The following is a 12,513-nucleotide window of genomic DNA, read 5'->3' as shown; positions in this document are numbered from 1 at the left end:
GGCTTACCTTTGTTCGATGATCCCCGAATCCATTGTCATCCCTGATTCATAGAGCATATAGCGGTCACGTCCTTTCGCCTTGGCTGCATAGAGCGCCAGATCTGCGTGACGTAGCAGATCGTGGCTATTGCGGCCATCGGCGGGCGCGGTAGCAATGCCAACACTCACTCCAATATTAATTTCCTGGCTATCAAACTGATACGGTTCACGTAAAGTGGACACAATCGCTTCTGCCAGTACTTTTGCCTCACTGGTGGCACTGCGCACAACGCGTTGAATGATGGCAAACTCATCGCCACCAAGGCGCGCCACCAAATCATTGTTGGTCAGCAGCCCCTGTACCCGCTGACTGACTTCAACTAACAGAGCATCACCCGCCGCGTGCCCCAGGCTATCGTTTACTGCTTTAAAATGGTCAAGATCGAACAGCATGACATTAAAAACGTCGCCTTGAAGCAGTGAGTGCACCGCGGTTGTTAAAGCGTTGTTTAATTGCACGCGGTTGGGCAGTTTGGTCAGCTCATCATGATGAGCTAGATGCTGAAAGCGCAGCGCTTCGTCTTTAACTTCAAGTAGGTGCTCACGTTCAATGACTTTCTTACGAAGCGCGTCTATGGCCTTTGCCATTCGGCCAATCTCATCATTACGGTCGGTATAAGGCGTGCTGTCAGCGGTCTGGTTTTTAGCGATTTCGGTGAGCGACTTAATTAATACCGGCACAGGTGTGAATAACTGACGCATCAAAATAGTGACCAGCAGGGCTGTTGCGACCAATACCACCAGTAGCGCTATAAATGCTTTGCTGATCAGATCATCACGCATCTGATACAGCCCTTCCTTCTGGCCTATAGTGGCTACCAGCACGCCTAATAGTTGACCATCAGGAGTAACAATGGGCAGTGAGCTAATGAAGTGCTCTTCACCGCCAATTCTGGCAAATCCAACATAAAAATCAGCGGCATCCACTTTTGTTTGCCATGTAGCTACCGTCAAGTTGGCAGGTGAGTCTGATGGTGTATTAAGCGCATCTGCCACTACGGTGAGAGAACCCTCCGATGCCTTCGCAAACAGCCATACGTTGTTACGTGTCTGTGCACTTGCCAGCGCCAATACATCAATCGGGCTAAACCCAGTTTCCAGAACCGACTCTTCATCGCCTATCGGGCGCTGGGAAATGATATGCGTGACTTGCCCAGTGCCATCTGTCTTCACTGCCACGGACGTATAAATACGTCTAATAGTCGCGCTCACTATCTGGGCATTCACCTGGGCTTCGCGCGACCACTGCTCCCGAGCCCCCCGTTCAACCATAAAAAATCCTGACAGAGCCCCGGTTAAATACGCAAACAGCACGCCCATCAGCATAAACATCACCACCTTACCCACCAGGGTATGATGCCAAGGAAGTTTAGCCGCAGGCAGTGAAGCATTCCTATGCTGGGGTTCTGGCATCTACTCCGGTTCCTTCATGGCTATAGCTGCAGCGGGCCTATTTAGCTGTAATCGCAATGAGCACTCGTCGCTTGAACAGGTTTTTGATCACTCTCTTCTTCGGCAAGCATATAAAAACAATTAGGCTTTAATGGCTAAAGTAGCATTAAAAAGAGCTGGCATGTCTCATAAAAATTACAAGCGTAATCATTCTTATTAATCTAGGCTTTTTGGCATATCTCTTGCTTTATAAGTAGCTAACAAGTTTGCTGATTTATATTAGGAGAGCGTGATGCATAATTCTGACTATCCACTCAGTGAAGTCCCTACCAGCGCCCGCAAGGGCCTGCTTTCTACCTCGGCAGTACTGCTTGGATTTACGTTTTTCACCGCCACCATGTGGGCGGGCGGCACGTTAGGCCAAGCCTTTCCGATTGGCCAACTGCTATGGATCATAGTGATTGGCAACCTCCTGCTGGGAATGTATGCGGCAGCCCTCGCCTATATTGCTTGTAAAAGCGGGCTCAATTCGGTGCTGATGGGGCGCTTCTGCTTCGGCGAAAAAGGTAGCAAACTTTCTGATTTTATTCTCGGTTTTACCCAGATTGGCTGGTACGCCTGGGGCACCGCCACGATTGCCCTGGTGTTAGTACGCACCACCGGGATGCCTGAATGGCTGGAAATCCCCTTAATGGTGCTCTTTGGGTTTGGTTTCTGCGTCACCGCCATGATCGGCTACAAGGGCATGGACTGGCTGTCGCGCTTTGCTGTACCCGCGATGATGCTGTTTATCTTAATCAGTCTGTTTACCGGGTTGGTCGATGTGCGCGGTTTTGCGGGACTGAGCCAGCAAACGCCCACGGAAAGCATGAGCGTAGCAGCGGCGGTTACCGTCATCATTGGCACCTTTATTAGCGGGGGCACCCAAGCCACCAACTGGAGCCGCTTCGCCAAGACACCAAAAATTGCCGTCATCTCCACCATGGCGGCTTTTTTTGTAGGTAACGGCTTAATGGTACTGACCGGCGCGCTGGGCACCATGATTTACCAGCAGGCGGATATCGTGGATGTATTGATCGCCCAGGGGTTTGTCACCATCGCCGTGCTGATGCTGTTTCTGAATATCTGGACGACCCAGGACAACACCATCTACAACTTCGCCGTGGCGGGCTGCAATTTACTGCGCACCGAAAAGCGCCGTTTGGTCACTGTGGGCGGTGCAGCGATTGGCACCGTGCTGGCGGTGGGCGGCATGTATAACCTACTCATCCCGTTTCTGGTGCTACTCGGCACCTTTATACCGCCCATGGGCGGGGTGATCATGGCGGACTTCTGGCTCAAGCATAAAGGCCGCTACCCGTCGCTTACGTCCGCGGCACTGCCCGATTTCAATCGTCGCGGGTTAGCTGCCTATGCCATCGGTGCAGGCGCGGCTTACTTTTCCCCGTTACTCCCCCCGCTGGTGGGCGTGGCAGTGGCGGCAGGCAGCTACGCCGTGCTGCTTCGTTTAAACCACGCTACGCTGAGCGATACACTTCCCTCTACGGCTAAACAATAAGTGAGCCCTTTTTCATATGCCCATGCAGATCATTAACGCTCGCCTTCGCCAGCGCCCCGAGCTTTACCGACTTGAGATTGAAAACGGCACGTTCACTGCTATTACCGTGCAAGACGCGCCGCAAACAGCGAGCGAAGGGCAGATTGATGCGGGCGCCAAGCTGGTTTGCGCGCCGTTTATTGAGCCCCATATTCATTTGGACGCCGCCCTTACGGCGGGCGAGCCTAGCTGGAACCAGAGCGGCACGCTGTTTGAAGGCATTGAGCGCTGGGGCGAGCGTAAGCCTATGCTCACCGAAGCGGATATACGTGAGCGAGCGCTGAAAACGCTTAATTTATTGATCGGCAATGGCGTGCAGTTTGTGCGCACCCACGCCGACACCAGCGACCCTAGCCTGATTGGGCTTAAAACCCTGTGCGCCTTGCGCGACGAGTTAAAAGATAAAATTGATATTCAGGTAGTCGCCTTCCCGCAAGACGGCCTGCTCTCTTACCCAGGCGGCGATCGGCTGATGGAGGAGGCACTAGAGATCGGCGCCGATGTGGTGGGCGGCATCCCCCACTTCGAATACACCCGTGAGCTGGGCGTGGCCTCCATGAAGCGAGTGATCGAATTGGCGATCAAGTACGACCGCCTGGTGGATGTGCACTGTGACGAGATTGACGACCCCAACTCGCGCTTTCTCGAAGTACTGGCCTGCGAGGCGCTGTTTAATGATTTGGGCAGCCGCGTTACCGCCAGTCACACCACGGCGATGCATTCCTACGACAATGCTTACTGCTCCAAGCTGTTTCTGCTGCTAAAACGCTCGGGTATTAACTTTGTCTCCTGCCCTACCGAAAGCATCCACCTGCAGGGGCGCTTTGACACCTACCCGAAACGGCGCGGAGTGACGCGTGTTAAGGAGCTCAACGCAGCGGGCATTAACGTCTGCTTTGCCGAGGACTCCATATTCGATCCCTGGTACTCCTTGGGGAATGGCAAGCTGTTGCGAACGCTGGATTTTGGCCTGCATATCTGCCAAATGATGGGCTATCAGGACTTCAGCCAGGCACTTTCACTGATTACCGACAACAGCGCCCGCACGCTCAATATTGAAGAGCGTTACGGCATCGAGGTCGGCAAACCCGCCAGCTTCAACCTGTTGGAGGGCGAGGATGACTACAGCGTGCTGCGCACCCAGGGCGAGGTGCTGCTTTCGGTACGCCACGGTGAGATCATCATGCAGCGTGAGCCTGCCAAAATCACCACGCCCCAGTGGCTTGGCTAATCCACCAAAGGCACGTTAGATTAGTCATTGAACCGTCTAATGTTACCGACGAATGTTAATGACCGAGGAAATCCAAGATGGGCATCGAAACCGTTCGCCAGTTTTTTGCCGAGCACGCGCCGGATGTAAACATCGAAGAGCTTGAAACCAGTACTGCCACGGTACAACTTGCCGCTGATGCCCATGGCGTAGCACCAGGTCAAATTGCCAAAACCCTAGCGTTCAAAGTCGGTGACAAACCGCTACTCATTGTGGCCAGTGGCGATGCGCGTATCGACAACCGCAAAATTCGCGATACCTTCGGCGGCAAGGCCAAAATGCTCGACGCCGAAACGGTGATGGAACTGACCAGCCACCCGGTTGGCGGCGTTTGTCCCTTCGGCCTCGCCACCGACCTGCCGGTTTACTGCGATGAATCGCTCCACGCCTATGACGAAGTGCTGCCCGCCGCTGGTTCGCCCACTAGCGCCGTACGCCTAAGCCCCAAGCGTCTGGCCGAACTGGTCAATGCCGAGTGGGTGGATGTGTGTAAGTTGCCGGAGAATGCCACTTAAGCACGCATCTATAACCTTTTATTATTTAACGTCCAGTAAATAACCATAAAACGCCGTATTACGCTGCCAGCCCAATGATTCATAAAGGTGTTGGGCGCGTTCGTTCTCTACCTGCGTCATTAATATCAATCGTGCGACGCCGTGATCATGGGCAAGCTGGGTGGCGGCTTCCATTAACGCTCTGCCCGTGCCCTTATCGCGACACTCTGGCAGCACAAAGAGATCATTGAGCGTCCAGCGGGCATTTAAGCCCACCGTGGAAACCCCAGGGTAGAGCTGCACAAAACCCGTGAGCACGCCTTCGCTATTCTCGCTAACCAGAATGAATGAATCCCCTAACCCCATGCGCTGATCTAAAAAATCACGCGCCGCCTGAATATCACTCGGTTGCTTATAAAACTGACGATAGCCATCAAGTAATGCGCTAAGAGGCTCTAAGTCATTGAGTACCGCCGAACGAACATTAACCATAACGACTGCTCCCTTTGAGTGGTGATTCAACACAGCTTGCCGTCATAGTGGTCTATGATAAAGAGCCACTTATCGCTAAATTGAGGGAACCAGTGAAAAGACGTGACGCTGCCAGCGACTGGATTGCGGAGGCGCTAGCGCTAAGGCTAACTGCGAATGAAGCAGCCACACTTGTTCAGCAGCTTTACTGCTCGCTTAAGGAGTGGATTCAACACGGTGAGCTGACGGCTGGCGATACGCTTCCCTCTTCCCGCTACTTGGCTCGCGCTTTGGGTATTAGCCGTAATACGGTGCTGGCCACCATGGATCGGCTACTGGCGGAAGGGTTACTGATTGCCCGCCAGGGAGCGGGGCTCTATGTGGCGAACCTCCCCGCGCTGTTAACCCGAGCAGAGCTTCCACCACCTTTGCCTGTTCGCTACTCAAGCCGGGGTAACAAGCTATTAACACTCAGCGGAACGTTGAGCCACGACCATCGCGCCTTTGCCCCAGGCGTCCCGGCGCTCGACCTGTTTCCCCGCGAGCAGTGGCAGCGCCTTTTACGGCGTCACTATTATCACGCGGAAATGGCATGGATGGATTATCAAACCAGCGGTGGTCTACCTGTACTCAAAGCGGCTCTTTGTGACTATCTAAGACTCTCCCGCGCGGTGCGCTGCCAACCAGAACAGATTGTGATTACCCAAGGCGCCCAGCAGGCGTTTGAACTGATTACCCAACTACTCACCGATCATGGGGATTCGGTTTGGATGGAGGAGCCGGGTTACGGTGGCGCCCAAGCCTGTTTTCTGGCGTCGGGATTAACGGTAACTCCCATCCCCGTCGATAAAGAAGGGTTAAACCCGTCACTTGCCCCTAAGAATGCGCCAGCACCTCGGCTAATTTACGTGACACCCTCCCACCAATATCCCAGCGGCGTTACCATGCCAGTCCCCAGGCGACTGGCGTTACTTGAGTATGCTTCTCGCGCTGGTAGTTGGATCATTGAAGACGATTACGACAGCGAATTTCGTTACGGCACGCCGCCGACTCCCTCTCTACAGGGTCTTGCCGAACAGGCATCGGTTATTTATGTCGGTACCTTTAGCAAAGTGCTCTATCCCGGCTTACGCTTAGGCTATTTGGTGCTGCCTGATACACTTGCCCACGACTTCAGACGTGCCCATGCCCGACTGCACCGTGAAGGTAACTATCCAGTGCAATCGGCGCTTGCTGAATTTATTACCAGCGGGCATTTTACTCGCCACATCGCCCGGATGCGGGCGGCCTATCGTCAGCGACAAGCGTGTTTACGCACGGCATTAACGCCTGCAGTGGCCGCTGGGCTTCGGCTTTCTGACGGCCATGCGGGTATGCATCTATTAGCTGAACTCGATACTATCGAGGAAGAAGAGATGCTCGTTAAGCGTGCCAGTGAAGCAGGCATTACGCTTTCTCCACTTTCCCGCTATTACCTTTCCGAGAATAAGCGTCCTGGGTTAGTGCTTGGCTATGCGGGCTCGACTGAAAGCGAACTAATGAACGCAGGTGAGTGGTTAAGTGAGGCATGGCGGCGCTTACACCATTAGTGAATGCATAGCGTGTGAAGTCCAGTATCAATCACGTCATCACAGGATAGGCTTCCGACATATTCTCTGGAAGCATTCTTGTAGTAGTGTATCTTTCTTTACAGGCTTATTTATAAATTCAATTTAAAGGGGACCCACGTTCCCAATGGGGTTAATGTGGTTCAATTACTCTCTTCGCACACAGAATCCCGCACCTCGATATGGAAGGCATGGAGCGTGCACATATTTACCGCCAGCGGCGTGCTACTCGGCACCATGGCGCTGCTCGCTCTGGTCGACAATAATCCAGTCGCCTGCCTGCTCTGGTTAGGTGCCGCGATGATGATCGATGGAATCGATGGCACCCTGGCCCGCAAGTATGAAGTGAAGGCCATACTGCCCCATTTCGATGGTTCAACACTCGATATGGTGATTGATTACCTGACCTGGGCCTTTATCCCTGCCCTTTTCATCTACTACTTTATTGAGTTGCCGCCCAATTTTGCACTGCTCTCAGTATTCATTATTCTGCTTTCATCGATGTTCTGTTTCTGCAATGTTGATATGAAAAGCCAGGATAATTACTTCGTTGGCTTTCCTGCCGCCTGGAATATCGCCGCAGCCTATTTCTATATTCTCGATTTCCCGCCTTTTATCACCTTTGCCGCTATCACCTTTCTGGCCATCCTCACCGTGACTAATATGAAATTCCTCCACCCCTTTCGGGTGCGCCAGTTCATGCCGCTCAATATCACCGTCACACTCGTATGGTGCGCATGTATAACATCGTTAGTACTCTCCAGCCCCGAGCACGCCGCCTGGGCATTATGGGGGTGGGGGATTACATCGATTTATTTCATCGGCATATGCCTGTGGCGTACTGCCCAAGAGTGGTTCAATTGATAGGTGAGCAGTTGATGGACAACGATTTTATCGCCCCCGATGGGCATCCCCGCTGCAAGTGGTGTGGCGGCGCGGCAGAGTTTCTACCCTATCACGATAATGAGTGGGGCTTCCCGGTAGACGATGATCAGCGGCTATTCGAGAAGCTCTGCTTAGAGAGCTTTCAATCGGGCTTAAGCTGGCGCACGATTCTTAATAAACGCGACAACTTTCGCGCCGCTTTTCACCGCTTCGACTTCCATCAAGTCGCCAGCTTTAATGAAGATGATGTGCAGCGTTTACTCCAAGATGCAGGCATTATTCGCCACCGCGGAAAAATCGAAGCGACCATCAACAACGCCCAACGTGCAAAGGAAATGGTTGAGCAAGAAGGCTCTTTGGCCGCTTTTTTCTGGCGCTATGAGCCGACCGAATTAGCGACACCACAGACTCAGACCACCTCGCCCGAATCCGTAGCAATGGCGAAAGAACTGAAAAAGCGCGGTTGGAAATTCTTCGGCTCAACGACCACTCGCTAAACTGCATTACACGCGAACGCGTAGAGCAGTCGCGGCAGCAGTTTCAGCGACCCGGCTAAAGCTATCTATTAGGAGCACCTCATGAAGCCGAAAATCAGTCTGATCACCCTTGGTGTACATGACCTGCAACGCGCCATCCGTTTTTATCGTGAAGGTCTGGGCCTGCCGGAGCATGAAACGGACAGCGATGAAGTCGCCTTTTTCAAAATGGAAGGGGCCTGGCTATCACTTTTCCCACGCGAAGCGCTGTCCAGAGATATCGGCATTGCTGATGATGCACCGAGCGGTTTCAGCGGTATAACGTTGGCTCATAATGTCGCCAGCCAAGCGGCCGTTGACCAAGTGCTTGAACAAGCGGTTGCCGCCGGCGCAGAGCTTATCAAGCCTGGGGAAGAGGTGTTCTGGGGTGGTTATTCCGGTTACTTTCGCGACCCAGAAGGTCATTACTGGGAAGTCGCCTACAATCCGTTTATGGATCTGACATAAAGCAGCTTTCATTGCCCAAGAGTGGACAAGTCCAGAAGCACTTTCTGGCCACTCGGGCAAAGCGCCCTCTCGACAGCTTGCCGCCAATCCTGACCTGGAAACACTTGATAACCTGGCATCGCTGACTGATCTAAAAGCCCCCAGATGGCCAAGAATTTTTGCTGCCAAGCTTCCGCGGACATCCTGGACAAAGGGTCGCGCAAATGAAACTTCCTATAGAGAGCCCTGGGTTTCGAATCCACTTGAATCGCCTGTCCCGTCAATAACCCGTAGGCGATAAACGTCGCCCCCGGTGCCATGAGTTGCAATATATTTGCCGCAACTGGCCCCCCTAAAGCGTCGAACACCACGTCAGACTTACGGGCCACACGCGAGGTCAGGGACATATCCTGAATCGATACCGGTTTAATACCGAGCTTTTCCAGCCGGACAACTCTACTCTCGGAGCGGTATATGCCGATAACCTCCCTGGCGCCGTGCTGATATGCCCACGCCCCAAGATAGTCAGCGCAATTGGAACCCGCTCCACTGAGAAGAACACGTTTTCCCTCGACAGGCCAAGTCTCAAGCATGGTCAGGGCAGCCAAGGGATTAATGTAGGCCCGTGCTGCGACCACATCAGGAATGGCATCTGGGACGGGCACTGCGAGAGCAGGATCACAATCCAAAATGGTCTGCCAAGTGCCATCACCTCGTAATGGGAGCACTCGCTTTCCGATCAGAGAGGCATACTGTCTAGGTGCCTCAATAACGCGCCCCACTCCTTCGTAGCCGGCGACCGCGGGAAGCGTTATACGGTGCGAGTAAGCACCGCTGATGGGTATCAGATCAGACGGGTTCACTGGAGCACATAACATTCTCACCCTGAGCTTGCCCTCAACCAAACGTGGAACTTCCGCGGTTTCCACGTTCAATGTTTCAAGCGGCCTTCCGAACGCGCGATAGGTTAGAGCATGACGACGCATGGGTACCTCGAACATAGCGGATGAATTTCCATGGCCTAATATGGATAAAGATAAATGCTCAAGGTTGCGGTTTAGACGTGAACTTAGATAACGCTTGTCGCATGCGTCTGAGCTTCCTCCACCATCTCGGTGGCTAGCTCACCCACGGTACGCACGGCGTTTTCGATGCTGGGTGTTAACGTGAACGCATAGTTCAGGCGTAGGCATTGACGAAACTTGCCCGAAGCTGAAAACAGCGATCCCGGCGCTACATGGATAGCATGCTGCGCTAAGCGCTGATTGAGCTTCACACAGTCCACCGCGGCGGGTAGCTCTACCCATAGCAAAAAACTGCCTTGGGGGTAGCTAATACCCGCGCCCTTGGGGAAGTAGCGCTGAATCCAACTGATCATGATATCGCGCTGACGCTGATATTGGCGGGTGGCGTAACGGACGTGGCGCTCGTAGTGCCCTTTGGCGACGAATTCCGCCACTGCCAGCTGCGGCAGCGTGGCTGAAGCACCGGTGGAGACATACTTCATATGCAGTGCCTGATCACGGTAGCGCCCTGGCGCCAGCCAGCCCACCCGTAACCCAGGCCCCACGGTTTTAGAAAAGCCACTGCACAGCATTACGCGCCCGTCGTCATCGAAGGATTTCACGGTGCGCGGTCTTGGCAGACTAAATGACAAGTCGCCGTAGATATCGTCTTCGATAATGGCTACATCGAAGCGTTGAGCAAGCTGAAACAGCGCCCGCTTGCGTGCTTCAGGCATGGTGTAACCCAGCGGGTTGTTGTAAGTGGGCGTGACCTGTATCGCGCGGATTGGCCACTGCTCTAACGCTAGCTCCAGGGCTTCCAGACTGATGCCGGTTTGTGGGTCGGTGGGTATCTCCAGCGCTTTTAAGCCGTTGGCCTTGAGTATCTGCATGGTGCCGTAAAAGCTGGGTGAGTCCACGGCCACCACATCGCCGGGCTGGGTAAGGGTGCGCAGCGCGATGGCCAGCGCCTCCTGACAGCCGGTGGTCACCATGATGTCATCCGGGTGCAGCAGGCAGCCGGAGGCGATGGCCAGCCGTGCCACCTGTTGGCGAAGCTCAGGGCTACCGTTCAACTTGTCGTAGTTGAACCCATGCAGGTCGTTACTACGATGAAGTCCAGCGAGTATCTTCGACAGCGGTCGCAGCGTCTCATAATCAAAATTCGGTATGCCGCGCCCCAAAAGCAGCCGAACGTCATCACGCTGAGTGGCGACAAGCTCCAGCACCTGATCCCATTGGGAAATATCCAGCGGGCGCTGTGCGGGTCGTGAGACCGACGGCAGCACCGATGGCACGCGGCTAGGCAGCACGAAATAGCCCGATTTTGGTCGAGACTCGATCAATGCAACGTCCATTAGTTGGCGGTAGGCCTCCTGAGCCGTCGAAATGCTAACGTCCAGCTCCTGGCACACCGCGCGAATAGACGGCAACCGATCGCCTACACGGTAAATACCGTGCTCGATACGCTCCCGCAAAATGCCAGCGACCTCTTCATAGCGTGTCATGACACTCATCCCCCTATACAGCCTGATAACGATACAGATGCCCTGACCAGCGACCATACAGAGGTATAACACGCCTTTCTGTACCCTGAAAACAGTAGATTCTATATCTGTATTCAAATGATAGCACTGAGTAATCTGGTTGGGCATATAACACGGAGGATTAGCCATGCCACGCTTCAGCCTCACCCAGCTTCGTTACCAGTTGCGCTATCAACTACAGCAGTACCATCACTACCGTCGTAGCCGACGCCACCTGCTGACATTGGATGATCGGCTACTTGATGATATCGGCATCACCCGCGAACAGGCGAGAAAAGAGGGCCGTAAACCGTTTTGGCATCATTCACTACGTGAAGGAGGAAATTGTGACAACCGCTGAGTATTACCTACTCGATGTCTTTACCGACCAGCCGTTTACCGGCAACCCATTGGCCGTCTTTCTAGAGGCTGATGGGTTGGCAGCCAGTACCATGCAGGCGCTGGCAAATGAGCTTAACCTAGCCGAAACGGTGTTTTTAAGTTCTGCCACTGAACCGAATCACTACCCGATGCGGATCTTTACGCCTACTCGTGAACTACCTTTTGCAGGCCACCCCACGGTCGGCACTGCGCATCTGCTCAGGGAACTGGATTTAGTGAACCGCGAGCAAGGTGTTGTGCTCCACCCTTCCATCGGAAAGCTAGTGGTTAAGTATGAACAAGATAGGGCAACGTTTAAGACCGCCCAACCCGCCATGATCACAGACAGCACTATTGACCGCACCACTGCCGTTGAGCTGCTGGGATTGGACATCCATCAGGTGAAGGGTGATCCGGTGATTGCCTCCTTCGGGCTCCCCTTTCATTTGATCGAACTCACTGACGTGGCAGCGTTAGAGAGCGTGTGTATTTCTACGACGGCTTGGGCAAGTGCTGTTATGTCTAGCAGTGCCGTCCAGATTTACCTGTATGTGATTGAACAACAAGGCGGGGCAGAAACGGTAGTTCACAGCCGCATGTTTTGTATGCATTCCAGCATTTGCGAAGACCCCGCTACCGGCAGCGCTGCAGCGGCCTTAACCGGCTATTTGGCATCACTGCAACCAGGCACCTTGCACTGCAAAATTCATCAGGGTGTTAAAATGGGGCGGTCCAGCGTTATCCATACCGCTGCCAATGGCGAGGTCAAGCCCGGCCTTGTGACGGTGGGCGGTAACGCAAAAGTGGTGGGCAAAGGCGAGTTTTACCTGGAACGATAGCCAACCGCCTCACAAAAAAGAGTGCCCGCTATTTAGCGGACACTCG

At 53.7% G+C, this 12,513-nt stretch carries 12 protein-coding genes and 1 pseudogene; 9 read left to right on the top strand and 4 right to left on the bottom strand.

Annotation, left to right across the window (positions count from 1 at the left end):
• Positions 1–3: 3 nt before the first annotated feature.
• Positions 4–1,452, bottom strand: coding sequence for a diguanylate cyclase domain-containing protein (locus tag ACW17M_RS13960; protein ID WP_457547658.1), 1,449 nt, complete (start codon positions 1,450–1,452; stop codon positions 4–6).
• A gap of 271 nt (positions 1,453–1,723) precedes the next feature.
• On the opposite strand from ACW17M_RS13960, the gene codB reads away from it, so the two are divergent.
• The 3 genes from codB to ACW17M_RS13945 all read left to right on the top strand — a co-directional run bounded on the left by codB (position 1,724) and on the right by ACW17M_RS13945 (position 4,813).
• Positions 1,724–2,989 carry a cytosine permease gene (gene codB, locus ACW17M_RS13955; RefSeq protein WP_457547657.1) on the top strand — a complete coding sequence of 422 codons (1,266 nt, stop codon included), beginning with the start codon at positions 1,724–1,726 and terminating at the stop codon, positions 2,987–2,989.
• Positions 2,990–3,005: 16 nt separating this feature from the next.
• Complete coding sequence (gene codA, locus ACW17M_RS13950) at positions 3,006–4,259, top strand: cytosine deaminase (RefSeq protein WP_457547656.1); 1,254 nt, start codon at positions 3,006–3,008, stop codon at positions 4,257–4,259.
• A 77-nt stretch (positions 4,260–4,336) separates the two neighbouring features.
• A complete protein-coding gene (locus ACW17M_RS13945) occupies positions 4,337–4,813 on the top strand; it encodes a YbaK/EbsC family protein (RefSeq protein WP_027957037.1) in 477 nt (158 codons plus the stop codon).
• Positions 4,814–4,834: 21 nt separating this feature from the next.
• On the opposite strand, the gene ACW17M_RS13940 is transcribed toward ACW17M_RS13945, so the two are convergent.
• Entirely contained in the window at positions 4,835–5,284 is a 450-nt protein-coding gene (locus ACW17M_RS13940) for a GNAT family N-acetyltransferase (protein ID WP_041158680.1), read from the bottom strand.
• Between the two features lie 92 nt (positions 5,285–5,376).
• Between ACW17M_RS13940 and pdxR the strand changes: the two genes are divergently transcribed.
• The 4 genes and pseudogenes from pdxR to ACW17M_RS13920 all read left to right on the top strand — a co-directional run bounded on the left by pdxR (position 5,377) and on the right by ACW17M_RS13920 (position 8,738).
• Complete coding sequence (pdxR, locus tag ACW17M_RS13935) at positions 5,377–6,852, top strand: MocR-like pyridoxine biosynthesis transcription factor PdxR (protein WP_457547655.1); 1,476 nt, start codon at positions 5,377–5,379, stop codon at positions 6,850–6,852.
• 198 nt (positions 6,853–7,050) lie between these two features.
• A complete protein-coding gene (pcsA, locus tag ACW17M_RS13930) occupies positions 7,051–7,734 on the top strand; it encodes a phosphatidylcholine synthase (protein ID WP_342211988.1) in 684 nt (227 codons plus the stop codon).
• A 14-nt stretch (positions 7,735–7,748) separates the two neighbouring features.
• Positions 7,749–8,311: pseudogene (locus ACW17M_RS13925) on the top strand (DNA-3-methyladenine glycosylase I).
• A 22-nt stretch (positions 8,312–8,333) separates the two neighbouring features.
• Positions 8,334–8,738: a VOC family protein gene (locus tag ACW17M_RS13920; RefSeq protein ID WP_457547654.1), complete on the top strand. Its 405-nt coding sequence runs from the start codon at positions 8,334–8,336 to the stop codon at positions 8,736–8,738.
• Between the two features lie 8 nt (positions 8,739–8,746).
• Here ACW17M_RS13920 and ACW17M_RS13915 read toward each other — a convergent pair whose 3' ends face one another.
• Both ACW17M_RS13915 and ACW17M_RS13910 read right to left on the bottom strand, forming a co-directional pair.
• Complete coding sequence (locus ACW17M_RS13915) at positions 8,747–9,718, bottom strand: zinc-dependent alcohol dehydrogenase family protein (RefSeq protein ID WP_457547653.1); 972 nt, start codon at positions 9,716–9,718, stop codon at positions 8,747–8,749.
• Between the two features lie 68 nt (positions 9,719–9,786).
• Positions 9,787–11,229: an aminotransferase-like domain-containing protein gene (locus tag ACW17M_RS13910; RefSeq protein WP_022521748.1), complete on the bottom strand. Its 1,443-nt coding sequence runs from the start codon at positions 11,227–11,229 to the stop codon at positions 9,787–9,789.
• A 166-nt stretch (positions 11,230–11,395) separates the two neighbouring features.
• Between ACW17M_RS13910 and ACW17M_RS13905 the strand changes: the two genes are divergently transcribed.
• Positions 11,396–11,608, top strand: coding sequence for a DUF1127 domain-containing protein (locus tag ACW17M_RS13905; RefSeq protein WP_022521747.1), 213 nt, complete (start codon positions 11,396–11,398; stop codon positions 11,606–11,608).
• Positions 11,595–12,467: a PhzF family phenazine biosynthesis protein gene (locus ACW17M_RS13900; protein WP_457547652.1), complete on the top strand. Its 873-nt coding sequence runs from the start codon at positions 11,595–11,597 to the stop codon at positions 12,465–12,467. The genes ACW17M_RS13905 and ACW17M_RS13900 overlap by 14 nt, the downstream gene beginning before the upstream one ends.
• Positions 12,468–12,513: the final 46 nt, after the last annotated feature.

It is taken from the genome of Vreelandella sp. 2A-K22 (assembly GCF_054065485.1).
This window is presented reverse-complemented; position numbering and strand designations above follow the sequence as displayed.